6 protein-coding genes are annotated in these 19,287 nt (G+C 61.8%); 5 read left to right on the forward strand and 1 reads right to left on the reverse strand.

Annotation, left to right across the window (positions count from 1 at the left end; translation table 11 throughout):
- Positions 1-356: 356 nt before the first annotated feature.
- The 5 genes from HW090_RS14395 to HW090_RS14415 all read left to right on the forward strand — a co-directional run bounded on the left by HW090_RS14395 (position 357) and on the right by HW090_RS14415 (position 16,881).
- Positions 357-13,454 carry a retention module-containing protein gene (locus HW090_RS14395; RefSeq protein ID WP_179114162.1) on the forward strand — a complete coding sequence of 4,366 codons (13,098 nt, stop codon included), beginning with the start codon at positions 357-359 and terminating at the stop codon, positions 13,452-13,454.
- Between the two features lie 81 nt (positions 13,455-13,535).
- Positions 13,536-13,877, forward strand: coding sequence for a tryptophan synthase subunit beta (locus tag HW090_RS14400; RefSeq protein ID WP_179114163.1), 342 nt, complete (start codon positions 13,536-13,538; stop codon positions 13,875-13,877).
- Between the two features lie 20 nt (positions 13,878-13,897).
- Complete coding sequence (locus HW090_RS14405; RefSeq protein ID WP_179114164.1) at positions 13,898-14,227, forward strand: tryptophan synthase subunit beta; 330 nt, start codon at positions 13,898-13,900, stop codon at positions 14,225-14,227.
- 63 nt (positions 14,228-14,290) lie between these two features.
- On the forward strand, positions 14,291-14,926 hold the full coding sequence (gene lapG / locus HW090_RS14410) for a cysteine protease LapG (protein WP_373416399.1): 636 nt from the start codon (positions 14,291-14,293) through the stop codon (positions 14,924-14,926).
- A 5-nt stretch (positions 14,927-14,931) separates the two neighbouring features.
- Positions 14,932-16,881: an EAL domain-containing protein gene (locus HW090_RS14415; RefSeq protein WP_179114166.1), complete on the forward strand. Its 1,950-nt coding sequence runs from the start codon at positions 14,932-14,934 to the stop codon at positions 16,879-16,881.
- Between the two features lie 115 nt (positions 16,882-16,996).
- Here HW090_RS14415 and HW090_RS14420 read toward each other — a convergent pair whose 3' ends face one another.
- Positions 16,997-19,285, reverse strand: coding sequence for a DEAD/DEAH box helicase (locus HW090_RS14420; RefSeq protein ID WP_179114167.1), 2,289 nt, complete (start codon positions 19,283-19,285; stop codon positions 16,997-16,999).
- Positions 19,286-19,287: the final 2 nt, after the last annotated feature.

Below are 19,287 nucleotides of genomic sequence, written 5' to 3' on the forward strand. Positions count from 1 at the left end.
GTTCTTTCTTCGGTTCGCATGGGTTAGTCCTGCCGTTATTGGGTTGTCAGGCGTGCGTCATGGGTGATTTTTGATGCGTATCGATCGTGACAAAAGTATGACGTCAAGCCAGTCGCCACGGGGCTTTGCGTCCGAGGTGGTGTGCTGTGATTCTGGCGTCAGAAAAATGCCAAAACGGGCCAAAATGGCGGCGGCAACGGATGCTGAAATCTGGATGGTGAGTTGTAAAAAAGCGCATATATACAGATGATGTGAATGGGTATAGTTGTGCTAGATATGTGCTGGCTGTTCTTGAAGAAAAGCTATATAGGCCTGGCTGCACTTTACAGATTAAGAGTGTTATCAAGGAGAAACCCATGGCTATCATTGGTGTTGTTAAAGGTGTTGTAGGACAAGTCTTTGCCGTCGCCGCAGACGGTGCCCGCCGCTTGCTGGTGGAAGGGGATCGGCTCTTTACCGGCGAGGAGGTCCTGACTGGTTCGACTGGCGCCATCACCATTGAATTGCCGGATGGGCGCACCCTTGACGTCGGGCGCGACAGTCGCTGGGGCGAAGTGGCGGGTATTTCCGACGATCAGCCTGCCGGTACGCCGGCAGATGATATCGAAGCCTTGCAGCAGGCCATCGCCGACGGTGCTGACCCGACTGATCCGACCGCAGGCCTTGAGGCCACCGCGGCGGGTGCAACGGGCACCGGCGAGGCGGGCGAAGGTGGCGGTAGCCACACGGCCGTGGTCCTCGACCTGACGGGCGAACGTGTCGCTGCTGATCCGGGTTACCCGACGGAAGGTATCTCCGTCGCCTTCAACAATGCGCGGGAGACGCTCGGGGAGCCTGACACCAACGGTTCGTCCTTCGCCGCCATCCTCACGCTCATCGCCCCTGACCGCATCATCGAAGGTGAGCCCATCACCTATACCGTCGTGGTCAATAGTCCGGTCGTCGGCAGCCCGCTGGTGGTGACCCTGACCAACGGGCTGGTCGTGACGATTCCGGTGGGTGGAACCAGTGGCAGCGTGACCATCCCCAGCCGGCCCGACGACAGCTATATACAAGGTGACGAAGTCCTGACCGTCGGTATCGGCGGCACTACCGGCGGCAGCTACAGCTCGCTGGATACCTCCAGTACCACGACCACCACTGTGGTGGATGATAACGACGAAACCACCGTTTCCCTGACGGCTACCCCGAACGTCAATGAAAACGGCACGGTGACCTACACCGCCACCTTGACCAATCCGGCCCAGGGCGATGTCACCGTTACCCTGAGCAATGGCCAGACCATCACCATTCCTGATGGCGCCACCACCGGCACGGTGGACTATGTCACGGGCAACGACATCTACAATGGCGCGCCAGACCTCTCCGTCACCATCACTAATGCGACAGGTGGCAATTTCGAGAGCCTGGTCATCGATGGCACGCCAGCCAATACCGTGGTCGACGACACGGTAGACACCACGACCTTGACGCTGGGTGATGTCACCGTTGCCGAAGGCAGCGGCACCGCGACCATCAGCGCGACGCTGAGCAACCCGACCGATCGCGACTTCACCGTTACCCTGAGCAACGGTGCGACCATCACCTTCACGGCGGGCAGCAGCACGGGCGTCTCGACGCCGTTCACGGTTCAAGGGGACGACCCTTATGTGGATGGCGAGAGCTATGTGGTCAGCGTGACTGACCCAGGCAATCACAACTTCGAAAGCCTGGACACCAGCGACACCTCGACCGTGACGGTCACCGACACCATCGACACGGTGACGGCGGAACTGAGCGTCGACCGCACGGTAACGGATGAAGGCACGGGTGACCTGGTCTACACCGTGACGCTGAAGGATGCCAGCGGCAATCCGGTGACGGCGAACAATCCGGTGACGGTGACGACGACGCTGGGCACGGTGACCATCGCGGTTGGCGCGAGCAGCGGTACGCTGTCGGTGCCGGTGCAGGGCGATGACGTCTATGTGGACAACGAGGTGGTGTCCAACGCGATCACAGGTATCAGCGAAGCGAATGCGGGTGCACCTGGCAGCTTCGAGAAGCTGGATTACGACAGCACCGGCGTCAGCACGACGATCAATGACACCGTCGACACGGTTACGGCGGAACTGAGCGTCGACCGCACGGTAACGGATGAAGGCACGGGTGACCTGGTCTACACCGTGACGCTGAAGGATGCTAGCGGCAATCCGGTGACGGCGAACAATCCGGTGACGGTGACGACGACGCTGGGTACGGTGACCATCGCGGTTGGCGCGAGCAGCGGCACGCTGTCGGTGCCGGTGCAGGGCGATGACGTCTATGTGGACAACGAGGTGGTGTCCAACGCGATCACAGGTATCAGCGAAGCGAATGCGGGCGCTCCTGGCAGCTTCGAGAAGCTGGATTACGACAGCACCGGCGTCAGCACGACGATCAATGACACCGTCGACACGGTTACGGCGGAACTGAGCGTCGACCGCACGGTAACGGATGAAGGCACGGGTGACCTGGTCTACACCGTGACGCTGAAGGATGCCAGCGGCAATCCGGTGACGGCGAACAACACGGTGACGGTGACGACGACGCTGGGCACGGTGACCATCGCGGTTGGCGCGAGCAGCGGCACGCTGTCGGTGCCGGTGCAGGGCGATGACGTCTATGTGGACAACGAGGTGGTGTCCAACGCGATCACAGGTATCAGCGAAGCGAATGCGGGCACTCCTGGCAGCTTCGAGAAGCTGGATTACGACAGCACCGGCGTCAGCACGACGATCAATGACACCGTCGACACGGTGAAGGCGGAACTGAGCGTCGACCGCACGGTAACGAATGAAGGCACGGGTGACCTGGTCTACACCGTGACGCTGAAGGATGCCAGCGGCAATCCGGTGACGGCGAACAATCCGGTGACGGTGACGACGACGCTGGGTACGGTGACCATCGCGGTTGGCGCGAGCAGCGGCACGCTGTCGGTGCCGGTGCAGGGCGATGACGTCTATGTGGACAACGAGGTGGTGTCCAACGCGATCACAGGTATCAGCGAAGCGAATGCGGGCGCTCCTGGCAGCTTCGAGAAGCTGGATTACGACAGCACCGGCGTCAGCACGACGATCAATGACACCGTCGACACGGTTACGGCGGAACTGAGCGTCGACCGCACGGTAACGGATGAAGGCACGGGTGACCTGGTCTACACCGTGACGCTGAAGGATGCCAGCGGCAATCCGGTGACGGCGAACAATCCGGTGACGGTGACGACGACGCTGGGCACGGTGACCATCGCGGTTGGCGCGAGCAGCGGCACGCTGTCGGTGCCGGTGCAGGGCGATGACGTCTATGTGGACAACGAGGTGGTGTCCAACGCGATCACAGGTATCAGCGAAGCGAATGCGGGCGCTCCTGGCAGCTTCGAGAAGCTGGATTACGACAGCACCGGCGTCAGCACGACGATCAATGACACCGTCGACACGGTGAAGGCGGAACTGAGCGTCGACCGCACGGTAACGAATGAAGGCACGGGTGACCTGGTCTACACCGTGACGCTGAAGGATGCCAGCGGCAATCCGGTGACGGCGAACAATCCGGTGACGGTGACGACGACGCTGGGTACGGTGACCATCGCGGTTGGCGCGAGCAGCGGCACGCTGTCGGTGCCGGTGCAGGGCGATGACGTCTATGTGGACAACGAGGTGGTGTCCAACGCGATCACAGGTATCAGCGAAGCGAATGCGGGCGCTCCTGGCAGCTTCGAGAAGCTGGATTACGACAGCACCGGCGTCAGCACGACGATCAATGACACCGTCGACACGGTGAAGGCGGAACTGAGCGTCGACCGCACGGTAACGAATGAAGGCACGGGTGACCTGGTCTACACCGTGACGCTGAAGGATGCCAGCGGCAATCCGGTGACGGCGAACAACACGGTGACGGTGACGACGACGCTGGGCACGGTGACCATCGCGGTTGGCGCGAGCAGCGGCACGCTGTCGGTGCCGGTGCAGGGCGATGACGTCTATGTGGACAACGAGGTGGTGTCCAACGCGATCACAGGTATCAGCGAAGCGAATGCGGGCGCTCCTGGCAGCTTCGAGGAGCTGGATTACGACAGCACCGGCGTCAGCACGACGATCAATGACACCGTCGACACGGTGAAGGCGGAACTGAGCGTCGACCGCACGGTAACGGATGAAGGCACGGGTGATCTGGTCTACACCGTGACGCTGAAGGATGCCAGCGGCAATCCGGTGACGGCGAACAATACGGTGACGGTGACGACGACGCTGGGCACGGTGACCATCGCGGTTGGCGCGAGCAGCGGCACGCTGTCGGTGCCGGTGCAGGGCGATGACGTCTATGTGGACAACGAGGTGGTGTCCAACGCGATCACAGGTATCAGCGAAGCGAATGCGGGCACTCCTGGCAGCTTCGAGAAGCTGGATTACGACAGCACCGGCGTCAGCACGACGATCAATGACACCGTCGACACGGTGAAGGCGGAACTGAGCGTCGACCGCACGGTAACGAATGAAGGCACGGGTGACCTGGTCTACACCGTGACGCTGAAGGATGCCAGCGGCAATCCGGTGACGGCGAACAATCCGGTGACGGTGACGACGACGCTGGGTACGGTGACCATCGCGGTTGGCGCGAGCAGCGGCACGCTGTCGGTGCCGGTGCAGGGCGATGACGTCTATGTGGACAACGAGGTGGTGTCCAACGCGATCACAGGTATCAGCGAAGCGAATGCGGGCGCTCCTGGCAGCTTCGAGAAGCTGGATTACGACAGCACCGGCGTCAGCACGACGATCAATGACACCGTCGACACGGTGAAGGCGGAACTGAGCGTCGACCGCACGGTAACGAATGAAGGCACGGGTGACCTGGTCTACACCGTGACGCTGAAGGATGCCAGCGGCAATCCGGTGACGGCGAACAACACGGTGACGGTGACGACGACGCTGGGCACGGTGACCATCGCGGTTGGCGCGAGCAGCGGCACGCTGTCGGTGCCGGTGCAGGGCGATGACGTCTATGTGGACAACGAGGTGGTGTCCAACGCGATCACAGGTATCAGCGAAGCGAATGCGGGCGCTCCTGGCAGCTTCGAGAAGCTGGATTACGACAGCACCGGCGTCAGCACGACGATCAATGACACCGTCGACACGGTGAAGGCGGAACTGAGCGTCGACCGCACGGTAACGGATGAAGGCACGGGTGATCTGGTCTACACCGTGACGCTGAAGGATGCCAGCGGCAATCCGGTGACGGCGAACAATACGGTGACGGTGACGACGACGCTGGGCACGGTGACCATCGCGGTTGGCGCGAGCAGCGGCACGCTGTCGGTGCCGGTGCAGGGCGATGACGTCTATGTGGACAACGAGGTGGTGTCCAACGCGATCACAGGTATCAGCGAAGCGAATGCGGGCACTCCTGGCAGCTTCGAGAAGCTGGATTACGACAGCACCGGCGTCAGCACGACGATCAATGACACCATCGACACTGTGTATGCAAAGATCTCCGTGGATAAATCAGCCGTTTTCGAGGGCGGTGCTCTGACGTATACGGTCAGTCTGGTCGATGCTAACGGCGACCCAGTCACTGTGCTGACCGGCAAGACTGCCGTGGTCAATCTGGTCTGGACGGGCGATGCGGCGAACCTCAATGATGTCAACGTATTGCCTGCAACAGTCAGTTTCACAGGTGGTGAGTCCGTCAAGACGTTTAAGGTGACGAGCAAAACCGACACCCTCGTCGAGGTGTCGGAGCCGCTGACCGTGACGATCAGTGGAGTCAATGGCAGCAGTGCCAATGGTTTCGAGAACCTCGTTGTCGGAAGCGAAAATACTGCGACCTCCAGGATTTATGACAAGCCGAGCATCAAGGCGGTCGATCAGAACGGTGCCAATGTTGACGGGCAGATCACGGTCTACGAAAAAGGCCTAGATAACGGTGGCAGTGAGAAGGACGGCGATAGCGAAAAGGCCAGCGGGACGCTGCAGTTCGAGTCCAGCACCGGGCTGCAGAGCGTGACTATCGCCGGGACGGAAGTCACCCTTGCCCAGTTGCAGGGCCTGCCGGGAACACCTGTCACCATCACCGTGGCCGGGCATGGCACCCTGACCCTGACGGGCTTCAGCCCTGTGACCCAGGGCGGCGTCGTGGTCAATGGCAACATTGCCTATACCTATGAGCTGACGAGCAAACAGACCCATGCCGATGGTGCGGGTATTAACGATCTGCTCCGGGAGCTTGCACTGGAGCTCAAGGCCGGTGCTTTGCCCGGCAGTACTGGAAGCTCGTCAGCCACAGGCAAGCTTGGCGTCCTGGTTGTCGATGATGTGCCGGAAGTCAAACTCACGGGTGCTGCGCTCAACGATCTGACCGTCGATGAAACCGACCTGGGAACAGTAGCCGGCGCGTCCACGACGGGAGACTTCAAGTCTGCTTTCGAGCTGATCGAGGGTGCGGATGGTGCCAGCATCATCGGTTATGAGCTGGGCGTTGCCAGTGGTGCCGTGACCGGCCTGGTCGACAGCCTGAGCAAGACGGACATCACGCTGTCGCTCAATAACGGTGTGGTCGAGGGCAAGGCGGGTAGCCTGACTGTATTCACCATTTCCGTGGACAGCAGCGGCAAGGTCACGCTGACCCAGTTGCGTGCCGTCGAGCACAGCGATGCCGAGGACCCCAATGATGAAAGCGCCCCGTTCGATTCCTCCGCGATCACCCTGACTGCGGTCGCGAAAGACAGCGATGGTGATATCGCGCGTTCGGACGCATTGAAGATCGGCGACAAGTTCACCTTCCTCGATGACGGCCCGACCATTACGGCACCGGAAGACAGTTCGGTGAGTGAGTCCTCGCTGGCCACGGGTACTTCGCCAGACAGCAGCAAACTGGCTGTGAGCGGTTCTCTGGGGGTCCACTATGGCGCCGATGCCGGAGCCAGCAAGGCGACCTACTTCACGGCAGATACCCTGGCGGGCTTGCCGACGCTGAAGTCCAATGGTGCTGTCCTCACGTACAGCATTTCTAATGAGATCGCCAGCGGCAAGGGCTACACGCTGACGGCCACGGCAGGCGGGAAGACGATCTTCACCGTCACTATCGATCAGGTCACCGGGCGCTATACCTTCACCCTGCAAGGGGCACTGGACCATACCGCGATCGACCCGAGTGATACCGATCGTTTCCTGCCGATCGATCTGAACTTCGATTTCACCGCGCGCGACAGCGATGGCGACACGGAAAGCAGCAAATTCAAGGTCAGTGTCGGCGACGATATCGAACTGGCGGCCTACTCGCTCCAGGTGGTCGAGGACAGTACCGCTGCCGTAGGCGGCAATACGTTCTCACTCGGTGCCGACGTGGCAGCCAGCGAAATCATTATTCTTGATTCGAACGGTGATCCACTCACCGGGGCTTCTGGCAGCAATGGAAGTACGGTGTACGCTTCGGGGCATGGCCTGCAAGGTACTGTCACGGTTCATGCCGATGGCAGCATCACCTATGTGCCGACACCCAACTACAGCAACCAGGTTCAGGGCGGTGGTTTTGCCGCCGATCAACTGAAGTACCAGATCATCAAGGACAATGGCGATAGCATCTCGGGTGTGGTGACAGTCAAGGTCGAGGCTGTGGCGGATACGCCGAACCTGGAGGCGGTCGCTAACGTCTCTACGCCAGAGGACACCGCGGTCGTCGTCGGTTTGAAGTTGCCGACATCCGCGGACACCGAGGACCGGCACGCGGGCGTTGCGGACAACCCGGAACTGCTGGGCGCCATTACCCTGACCCTGGCCGCCGCCGGTGGCAAGAGCATGACCCAACTGGACGGTGCCAAGGTCAGCACGAAAGACGCCAACGGCGATGAAATCGTGTTGAAAGCTGCTGGTAACGCCAGCGGTACGATCATCATCGTCATTTCCGATAACGGTGTGACAGCCAACGCTGACTATCACCACAGTGACGTCCCTGCTGTCGGGACGCCTGGTGTCTATTACCTGACCGAGGCCGAGTACCAGGCGATCACGGTGACGCCTGCCGATAACCGTCACGAAAACCTCCAGCTGTCCGTCGAGGTCAAGAGCTACGAGGTGGACGACACCGGCAAGCCGCTGTCGGGTGTCACCCCTGCGAGCAACAGTCAGACGGTGCAGATCGATGTGCGTGCGGTCACGGAAACCGACTTCACCTTTACGCTGGAGAAATCCAGCTACATCTTCGCCGAAGACACCGTGCTCGACCTGACCGATGAACTGAAGGAGGCATTCACCGACGTCGATGGCTCCGAGCAGTTCTGGTACAGCCTCGAAGGGCTGGTTCCAGGCACTGTGGTGACCATCGATGGCGCGACCTACACGGCGAACGCCGAGGGCAAGATCGGCAGCACTGACAAGATCACAATCAATGCCGCTGACAAGAACCCGACCTTCACCATCAAGGCTCCGGCGGACTACAGCGGTGACATGTCGAATGTGAAGATCACCCTGAATGTCCAGGACCGTGATAACGACTCTAATGCTTCTCCCGTGGTAGAGCAGAAGTCCGTTTCCCTGAGCCTGCATGTCACGCCTGTCGCTGGCGATGTGACGGCCGGGGATGTGGAGACCCGTGAGGACACTCCGGTCGACTTCCTGAAGCACATCGAGGTGACGGACAAGGGAACGGGCAGCGAGGTGATCGACTCCGTTTCCTTCACCGTTCCGACCGAAGGCAATGCCAACGGCAGCACCTGGGTCGTCAAGGCTCCTGTGGACAACCCGACGGTGTCGGATAATGGCTACTCGGTCGCGGGCAGTGGCACGGGCAGCACTTATACCATCACGTTCAATGATGTTGCGGCCAATGGCAAAGTGCTGACTCAGGAGGAGCGCGAGGCCGTGCTGGATGCTTTCACCATCACGCCACCAGCCCATAGCAGCAAGGATGCGACGGTCAAGGTGTTCGTCACCACGACGGATACCAACCCTGATGTGACCCAGGGTTTGAAGAGCGATACCAAGACAGTCGAACTGGAGGTCGAGATCACCGTTACCCCGGTGGCAGAGCGTACGGGCACGGACACCGATGGCAACAGCACGCCAGACCTGAGCCTGCCAGGCAGCCATACCTACGCCGCTACGCTGATCGGCACCGAGGACAAGCCGTTTGCATTGAAGCAGGGGACCGTTGGGCTGTTGGACAAGAGCCAATGGGTCAACGAGGATGGCGATGAGGTCACGACTGCGCTGCTGACGCCGTACAAAGGCGAAGGCGAGGGCGGTACGTTGGCAATCGGCTCCACCCTGACCTGGGATGGCGGCTCCGCCGTATTCAACGGCACGCCGATCGAAGTGCCGCTGGACAAGCTGTCCAGCCTGACCTTCCAGGCTCCGCTGAACGATGCCGGCACGTTCAATATCAAGGTGCAGGCCAAGACCTACGACTGGGATGACGACAGCGAAGGCCAGGGAACGCCGGACACGGCCGTTTCCGATGCCGGCTACCTGAAAGGTATCCTGATCGCACCGGATGCCGACCTCGCCTCGTTGTCGGTCAGTCCGGCGCAGGGCAAGGAAGACACGGATATCGCCCTGTCGATTCGTCCGTCCACCTCGGACAGTTCGGAAACCTTCAACGTCAGCATCGACAAGATTCCGGCAGGTGCCAAGCTGAACTACGGTGGCCAGGAAATCACCATCGATACCACGAATGTTCCGGGCATCACCGTGACCAAGAGTGGCAATACCTGGTCCGTGGTGATCGATGACTTCCAGCAGAGCACTCCGCTGACCGTGCTGCCGCCGCTGAACAGCAACGTCGACTTCACGCTGGACGTGAAAACCCAGACGGTCGATGCGCTGCCTGGTTTCGCTACCAGCATTGGTAGCTGGAGCGCGGTGCAGAAGCTGCCGGTCAAGGTGGTCGGTGTGGCGGACGATGCCCACGTCAAAGGCCAGGCTCATACCTACACAGAGGCTGATCTGGATGGCGGGGACCGTATCAAGCTGGTTGATCTGATCGAAAAGGTCACTCAGAACGACCAGGACGGTTCGGAAAAACTGACCTTCAAGATCACCGGCCTGGATGCCGAGTTCAGTCTTCAAGGTGCACGCTACCTGGGTGGAACCGGTGCTGACCGTGTCTGGGAAGTAGATTCCGAGGCCGCCCTCAAGGCCTTGACCATCAAGGTGCCGGAGCATTTCAGTGGCACGGTGTCGATCACCGTAACGCCGGTGACCACGGAGAACGATGGCGACTGGAAAGCCAGCCCGTCGACCGTCCTGAGCGCCACCGTGACGCCGTCTCCCGAAGCGGTCGGGAACCTGGCCGCGACGTTGGTCGAGGACCAGGTGTCCAAGGTCACCTTGTCCGTCAGTGGTCCGGACAGCAGCGAATCGCTGACGGCTGTGCATATCAAGGTGGAAGACTTCGCCGCCAAGGGCTTTGAGCTGTACCTCAATGGTGTCGATTTGAATGACCCTGCGTCGGGCGTAGCCACCACCACGGACGCCAATGGTGACGCGTGGTATGTGCTGGATGCTGCGCAGGCTGACACGCTGACGGCGCTGGCGACTACGGAGCACAAGGCCAACAACCAATCGGACGCGCCTGATCTCACGTTCACGGTCAAATACGAAGTCACCGATGTCTCCAGTGACGGTACTGTGGCTGCCGTGACCAAGCTCGGCGATGCGCAGGAATATACGCTCACGGTTGCACCTGTCACCGACCCAGTCGAGGTCAGCCTCGAAGCCTTCACGTCCGACGGCGCGACTCTGGTTGCGGACCTGGGGGCTGCTGTTCCGACGGTCACGTTGGAGAGCACGGGCAAGTTCAATGTCGGTATCGAGTTGAGCACCGCGGATATCGACGGTAGCGAGGCCTTTACCCAGGTCATCATTACTGGCGTACCGGATGGCCTGCTGGTCAATGGCCTGACCATCGATGGCCAGGACGTCGGGGTCGCCCGGCAACTGGATGATGGCAAATGGCTGATCGAAGTGACGCAGTCGCAACTGTCGCACTTCGTGAGCACCGTGGATGGTGGTGCCATCAATGCGCAGGTGTCCTTCACTGCAGGCTCCGAGTTGGTCGCTGATGTCAGCGGGACTGTCAGCATCGAAGTGTTCAGCCGCGATACCGGTGCTTCTGGCCTGGAAAGCGACACTGCACAGTTCCAGTTCAAGACGGGGCCGAACTATGTCGGTGGTGGGGTCGGCTCGGATATCAGCCTGACGTTCGAACAGGACAAGACCTTCACTGCATCGGAAGACAAGCCGTTCACCCTGGACCAACTGTTCAACGCAGAGATCGGTAACAACCCAGCGGGGCTGGACGTCAACTTCACCCTCAGCCTGAAGCTGCCGGCGGGCGCGGTCATCACCCAGGATGGCAACGCACTGACAGCGACCAAGATCGGTGACGGCGCCGAGGAACTGTGGCTGATCTCCGGAACCGCGAAGAGCACCGAAGAGCTGGAAGCGTTGCTGAAACTGGTCGAAGTCACGCCGCCGCAGAACCTGAACGACCACTTCGGTGGCCTGGATGTCGATGCGACCTTCGCCGGCAATGTGCCGTCGACGGGCGAGCAGACCGTGGTGAAAGTGCCGGCCAACCTGCCGATCACGCCTGAAACCGACGGCGTTGCCGTGACTGTTGCCCTGTCGGCTGCCGATGCCGCTGGTGCACCGACGTCCGGCAAACCGGTGGAAGGTTCCGACGTGGCCATCAGCATCAATATCGGTCGGGGCGTGGACGGTCCGTCCGTGCTGGGCGACAGCATTACCATCAAGCTGACCGAGGGTGACGGCTTCAGTGGCGGCACGCTGTACCACAACGGTGTCGCCTTGGTGGCCGAAGCCGACGGCAGCTACATCCTGCCGCTGGATCAGGCGACCCAGGATGCCCTGATGACCGGTACCAGCACGTCCATTCCCGGCCTGACGTACAAGCCGGCCGCTGGCCAGCAGTATGTCAGCGGTAGCCTCAAGGTCGAAGTCGCCGTGCAGAGCCAGGAAGAAGGCTCGCCGAAGTGGAATACATCCGAGGGTTGGGCTTCCAGCGAGGGTGACAGCGGCGCCGTGGTACTGGAAAAGGTCAACAACGGCTTCGAGTTCACGATCGTCGGGGATAACACCAACCCATATAACCCTGGGAATAAAGGTGTCGTGACCGGCGATGAGAACCAGGACGGTACGAGCCATATCGCCCTGAATATCACCGGCAAGCTGCTGGATGCGGACGGTTCGGAGCAAGTGCATACGGCCATCATCGAAAACCTGCCCAATGGTTTCATCGTGTTCTACACGGATGCGGCGGGGCAGGAAGTCCAGGCGACCAACACCGGTACGAGCTGGAGCATTCCGGTGGATGGGCTGGGTCTGCCCGCTATCAGCATCCAGGCGCCGCAGAACTGGAGCGGTACGGTGGATGACCTGAAGCTGAGCGTCCTCAGCGGCGAGAAGTCGGATGCCGAGAACCAACGCGTCGACAGCACGACCTTCTCGCTGGAAGTGGCGCCGCTGGCCGATGGCTTCGAGTCCGATACGCCAGTGGTGGAGCAATCCTTCGGGCGTGAAGGCGACATTATCAGCCTGAACCTGAACCTGGCCATGCGTGACCGGCAGGCGGCCAATGCCACCGATGCGTCAGTCGAAACGGTCGTGCTGACCTTGGTCGGATTGGGGACCTACGCGAGCTTCTTCATCGATGGCGTCGCCGTGGCGGCGGACAAGGTGAGCTACGATAACGGCACCTATACGCTGACAGGCCTGAGTCAGAACGACCTGGACAACCTGGGCTTCATCCAGGCGAAGGACTCGCTTATCGATCAGGACGCCAGCAAGAGCGGCGTACAGATCGGCTTCACTGCCAAGACGGTAGACGGCAGCAGCGAGAGCACGGAGATTTCGGGCACCTTCGACCTGACACTGTTCGAGCAGAGTGGCGCAGGCGTCGTGCTGGATGGTTCCGGTAACAGCCTGAACAACCTGATCGGCGGCGCGGGCAATGATGTGCTGACCGGTGGTGATGGTGACGACATCCTGCGCGGTGGCGCCGGTGACGACACCCTCATCGGCGGTGCGGGCAACGACATCCTGATCGGGGGTGACGGCGACGACATCCTCATCGGTGGTTCGGGTGACAACATCCTGACCGGTGGGTCGGGAGCCGATACCTTCAAGTGGCTGGCTGGCGATACTGGCAACGACAGGATCACCGACTTCGATGCCAGTGAGGGAGACACCATCGACCTCAGTGGGCTGCTGGCGGAACTGAGCGGTGGTGCTACGCTCGACTTGAGCAGCCTGATCAGCGTGAGTGGTTCGACACTGAGCGTGAAGAACCAGTCGGGTCAGGAAGTGGCCAGCATCAAGCTGGAACACGGAGGTGTAGATGTCGACCTGTCGAGTTATGGCAGTGCTTCGGCTGACATCATTTCCGGGCTCATCGACAGCAAGGTCCTGAAAGTCGACGACTAACCATTCGTCCGGATGGTTTAATTGAGTGCCCCGCAGGGGGCACTCTCTTCCGTCAGGACGTCTGTAATCGAGGACACGGCCATGCTTTATGTTCAACGCGATAGCGCGGGCAATCTACTGCGGGTCGAAGAACAACCCTTTCCGGAGATGAACGGGGAAATGACGGCGAAAACTTTCGAGCTCCAGGCCTGGCAGCAGCAGAAGGCGATTCAACAGAGTCTTCAGCATTTGCGCCAGAGCGATCTGGACATGATTCGTGTGCTGGAGGACCTTATCCAGGTGCTCATCAGCAAGGGCGTCATCAGCATCACCGACTTGCCGGAAGCGGCCCAGGCGAAGCTGAACAGCCGTTTCGAAACACGGGCGAGCCTGAGCGAGCTGGGCAATCTGATTGCCGAGGACGAGGATGTGCGTCTGGTCTGACATGTCGAGGCGCGAGAGCCATGTTTTATATCCAGCGAGATGACGAAGGCTTGATCGCGCATGTCGCTTCACAGCCTTTCGAGCAGGCGACCGAAGTCGTGGAAACCTCCACGCCGGAAATCGACCTGTGGCTGTCACGGCATGAGGGCATTCGCTCTCTGGCCGATCAGGATCTGTCGATGGTGCGGGTTCAGGAAGACGTCATCGACGCCTTGCTGGGCAAAGCCGCTTTCAGCATTACCGACCTGCCTTCCGGTGCCCAGGAAAAACTCTACAGCCGCATGGCGGCGCGTCGTGCGCTCAGCGAGTCGGTCGAGCCGCAGGGTGACGATGACAGCCTGTTGCCCTGATCGGGTACCGCGCTCTTGAAGCGACGGTACGGCAAGACGACGTTCGTTGGCAGGTGCCTTTGCCTGCTGGTCCTGTTCGCGTGCGTCGGTTTTTCCTTTGGCTGGGACTTCAGCCGCATCCTGCGCCAGAGCGACCAACTGTATGGCCCTGCTTCGGCACAGGCACGGCAGCGGATCGAGGACTGGCAGGCGCTGTTGCGCCAGGGGCAGGCGCAGACCGAGCAGGCGACGCTGGAGCGTGCCAACCTGTTCTTCAACAAGACGCTGGATTTCCAGGATGACCGGGTGATCTGGCGCCAGACGGATTACTGGGCGACGCCCGTCGAGGCCCTGCGCAAGGGGGCGGCGGACTGCGAGGACTACGCCATCGCCAAGTACTTCACCTTGCGCCAGTTGGGCATTCCGAGCAGCAAGTTGCAGATCACCTACGTCAAGGCCATCCGCCTCAACCAGGCGCATATGGTCCTGACGTATTACCCCACGCCGGGCAGCGTGCCCCTGGTGCTGGACAACCTGACCGATGACATCCTGCCGGCCACCGAGCGCACCGATCTGGTCCCGGTGTATTCGTTCAATGCCGATGGCATGTGGTTGCCCGGTGCGGCAGGCAATCGACGGGTGGGGGATAGCAAGCGCCTGTCCCGCTGGCAGGACCTACTGACAAAAATGCGGGCTGAAGGTTTCGTGATCGAGGATTGAGGACTATGTCTCTATTTAAGCAACTGCTCGTCGGGATCATGCTGTTCACACTGCTGATTTTCACCGGCAGCTTCGTGGTCAACCTGGAGAGTTCTCGCGAGCAGTTGAACAACCAGTTGAGCTCCCATGCTCAGGATGCGGCAACGGCTCTGGGTGTTTCGCTGACGCCTCATATCGACGATCCGGTGATGATCGAGCTGCTGCTCAATTCGATCTTCGACAGCGGCTATTACTCCAGCATCCGCCTGATCGATCAGAAGAACGGCCAGGTGCTGGACGAACGCGTCTCCAATCTCCAGCAGAGCAGTGCGCCGGAATGGTTCGCCGGCCTGGTGCGGCTGCAACCCGGACTGGGCGAGGCGGTGGTGATGCGGGGCTGGGAGCAGGCGGCACGGGTCGAGGTGGTCAGCCACCCGCAGTTCGCCCTGGCACGGTTGTGGAAGAGCACCCTGGGCAGCCTGTTGTGGCTGCTGCTGTGCAGCGCCTCCAGCCTGTTGCTCGGCGCCTGGTTGCTGCGCCGCCAACTGCGCCCGCTGAACTATATGGTCGAGCAGTCCCAGGCGATCACCCGCCGCGAGTTCATCAGCCTGCCCGACCTGCCGTCCACGCCGGAGTTTCGCCGGGTGGTGGAGGCGATGAACCTGATGGTCGAGAAGCTCAAGGCGCTGTTCGCGGAAGAGGCCAAGCGCACCGAGGAACTGCGTGTGCAGGCCTATCAGGATGGCTTGACCGGCCTGTCCAACCGGCGGGCGTTCGATATGCACGTGCAGAATCACCTGGACGATGCGGACATGCCCAATGGCTATCTGCTGCTGATCCGTATCTGCGACCTGGCGGGCCTGAACCAGAAGATCGGTGGCGAGCGTACCGACCGGCTGCTGGCGGCGCTGGCAGAGCAGATGCGGCATGTCTGCCCCTCTACCGAGGACGACAGCAGCCTGTCGGCGGCGCGTGTACGTGGCGGTGAGTTCGCGTTGTTCATGCCGGGGCTGTTGCGACTCGAAGCGGAGAAGATGGCCGAGGAACTGGCCCTGGCCATCGAGAACCTGCACACCATCGGCGAAGCGCCTGCACGGCCCGTGGCTCACCTTGGCCTGGTGCCGTTCCAGCGTGGTGATTCGCTGCCGGCCTTGATGCGCCTGGGTGACCAGGCGTTGTGCTCTGCGGAAAACCAGGGGCTCGGGCGCTACAGCCTGGCCGAGTGGCAACGCGGACAGGTGCTGGCCGATGACCGTCATATCTGGTTCGAGCGACTGGACCAGGCGCTGTCGAAGGATCAGGTCGCGCTCTACCTGCAATCGACCCATGATGCCCGCAACACCTCGGCCGTGTTGCACCACAAGGTCCTGGCGCGCCTGCTTGGGGCCGGTGGTGAGCCTATCGCTGCTGGGCAGTTCCTGCCGTGGCTCAATCGCTTCGGCTGGAGCGAGCGCCTGGATCGGCTGATGGTGCAGAAGGTACTCGAACTGCTGCCACACAGCGACGTGCCACTGGCACTCAACCTGTCCACCGGCACCCTGCGCAACCTGGAGCTGGTTGGCGCCTTGTTGCAACCGCTCTCCAATGCCGCTGGCAAGCTGATCCTGGAAGTCGAGGAAAGCCAGTTGCAGGCCAACGTCGACCTCGACGCGCTGGCCGGACTGTTGGCCGGCCACGGTTGCCAGCTTGGGGTGCAGCACTTCGGTGGGCGCTTCAGCATGATCGGCAACCTGTCGCGACTCGGCCTGGCCTACCTCAAGGTGGACGGCAGCTTTATCCGCCAGATCGACCAGGAGCAGGACAAGTGCCTGTTCATCGAGGCCTTGCAGCGCGCGGCGAACAGCATCGACCTGCCGTTGATCGCGGAGCGGGTCGAAACCGAAGGCGAGTTGAAGGTGCTGGCGGACATGGGCGTCCACGGTGTGGCGGGGCGCCTGTTCGGCGAGCCGCAGCCCAGCGCTACCGTTATCGGCTAGCAGGCGTCCGGCCTGGGCCGCACGCAGGATGGGTGGAGCGCAGCGATACCCATCGAGCGCATGTCCTGGGTTTCGCTGCGCTTAACCAGGCTACGGGCAAAGACGTTGAAAAGCTTTATGCAATTGGCCTGGACAGGGGCGCGAACAGGGCATCCAGTTCCTGTTCGTCCAGTGCCCAGTTGCCTTCGGCGTCGTTGCCCAGCAGCGCCTGGGCCAGGCGGGATTTCTCCAGTTGCATCTGACGGATGCGTTCCTCGACGGTGCCGCGAGTGATCAGCCGGTAGACGAACACAGGCTTGTCCTGGCCGATGCGGTAGGCGCGGTCGCTGGCCTGGTTCTCCGCTGCCGGGTTCCACCAGGGGTCGTAGTGGATCACGGTGTCGGCGGCGGTCAGGTTGAGGCCGGTGCCGCCGGCCTTGAGGCTGATCAGGAACAGCGGCACTTCGCCGGCCTGGAAGCGCTCCACCGGTGTGCGCCGGTCGAGGGTCGCGCCGGTCAGTTTCAGGTAGTCGATACCGCGTTTGTGCAACGCCTGTTCGACCAGTTCCAGCATCGAGGTGAACTGTGAGAACAGCAGCACCCGGTGCCCTTCCGCCAGCAGTTCGTCGAGCATCTCCAGCAGGCTGTCGAGTTTTCCCGAGCTGCTGCCCCGAGCTGCCGCCTCGGGGCCGAGCAGGCGCAGGTCGCAGCAGACCTGGCGCAGGCGCAGCAGGGCGTCGAGGATGACGATCTGGCTGCGCGCCAGGCCGTTCTGCTCGATCTGGGCGCGGATTTTCTGCTGCATCGCCTCGCGCACCTGTTCGTAGCGTTCGCGCTGGGCTTCGTTGAGTTCTACCCAGTGGACGATCTCGGTCTTGGCCGGTAGTTCGTGGACCACGTCTTCCTTGCGCCGGCGCAGCAGGAAGGGCGCGATGCGCTGGCGCAGTTGTTCCAGGCGCAACGTATCGCCCTGCTTCTCGATGGGCGTGCGGTAGTTGCGGGTGAAGGTGCGCAGGTCGCCCAGCCAGCCCGGCATGAGGATATGGAACAGCGACCAGAGTTCGCCCAGGTGGTTTTCCACCGGCGTGCCCGACAGGCACAGGCGCTGGTTGGCCTGCAACTGCTGGGCGGCCAGGGCGGCCTTGCTCCTGGGGTTCTTCAGGTTCTGCGCTTCGTCGAAGATCAGCAGGTGCAGCGGTTGTTCGCGCAGGTAGTCGATGTCACGCGGGAGCAGCGCGTAGGTGCTCAGCAGCAGGTCGTAGTCGGCCAGTGCCTGGCGGTGTCGGTGTCGGTCGCTGCCATGCAGGGCGAGCACACGCAGTTGCGGGGTGAAACGCCGGGCTTCGTCCTGCCAGTTGGGGATCAGGCTGGTGGGCATGATCGCCAGGGCCGGGTGGCACAGGCGGCCAGCCTGCTTTTCCTGCAGCAGGTAGGCGAGGCTCTGCAAGGTCTTGCCCAGGCCCATGTCGTCGCCAAGGATGCCCGACGCGCCCAGTTCGCGCAGCCGGTTCATCCAGGCCAGGCCCTGCAACTGGTAGGGGCGCAGGTCAGTATTGAGGTCGCTGGGGGCGCTGCTACTGGAGGTGGCCGGTAGCCGTGCCTGAACCTGTTGTTCGCCCTGCCAGTGCAGGCCGTTCTGGGTGAGCTGGGCGATGCGCGGCAGGTCGATGCGGTGCAGCCTGAGACTGCTGCTGTCCGACGGGTTGGGCAGGTACAGCTCGCCCAGCGTGCCCAGCAGGGCGTTGAGGCGGGCGAAGGGCAGTATCACGTTCGCACCCGAATCCAGGCGCAGGCGCAGACCGCCGCTGCTCTTGTGGGTGCGGCTGTTGAGCAGGTCTGGCGCCTGTTGCAGCAGGCGCATCAGCAGCGGCAGCAGGTTGCTGCGTTTGCCGTCGATGACGATGCCCAGTTCCAGTTCGACATGGACCGGGCTGCCATCACAGGGTTGAAGCTCCAGGTACCAGTCGTCCACTGGGCTGAAGTCGTAGAGGAAGCCCGGCAGTATCTCGATCTGCCAGCCTTCGCGGCGCAGTTCGGGCAGGCCGTGCTGGACGAAGTGCAGCCAGCCTTCCTCGTTGGCGGCCTGGAACATTTCCGCCGAGTCGTTGGGCAACGCCTGGCTCTGGCGCAACGCCGGGCTCAGGCCCAGCTCGCGCAGCCGTTGCCGCGCTGCCTGCTCCAGGGCCGGCTGACGGGCGATCAGCCGTTCGCCTTCGGCCAGGCGGATACGGATCGGCTCGCTGTCGCGTTTGCCATGCACGCTGATGCCGTCATAGACGAACACCAGGCCGGCACGGTGCTGGTACTCGCGCACCATGCGCTGCTTGCCCGTGCGGTAGGTCAGCGCCAGGTGGCTGGCCAGGCTCAGGCGCAGGGTGGGTGGCACGCCCTGTTGCGGGTGTGCCTGTCCGGCTGGCGGCTGCATGG

This window comes from Pseudomonas sp. ABC1 (genome assembly GCF_013395055.1).
Lineage (GTDB): Bacteria > Pseudomonadota > Gammaproteobacteria > Pseudomonadales > Pseudomonadaceae > Stutzerimonas.

Coding starts and splice junctions, on each gene's coding strand:
- HW090_RS14395 (WP_179114162.1), top strand. CDS start 357: ATGGCTATCATTGGTGTTGTTAAAGGTGTTGTAGGACAAGTCTTTGCC.
- HW090_RS14400 (WP_179114163.1), top strand. CDS start 13,536: ATGCTTTATGTTCAACGCGATAGCGCGGGCAATCTACTGCGGGTCGAA.
- HW090_RS14420 (WP_179114167.1), bottom strand. CDS start 19,285: ATGCAGCCGCCAGCCGGACAGGCACACCCGCAACAGGGCGTGCCACCC.
- HW090_RS14405 (WP_179114164.1), top strand. CDS start 13,898: ATGTTTTATATCCAGCGAGATGACGAAGGCTTGATCGCGCATGTCGCT.
- HW090_RS14415 (WP_179114166.1), top strand. CDS start 14,932: ATGTCTCTATTTAAGCAACTGCTCGTCGGGATCATGCTGTTCACACTG.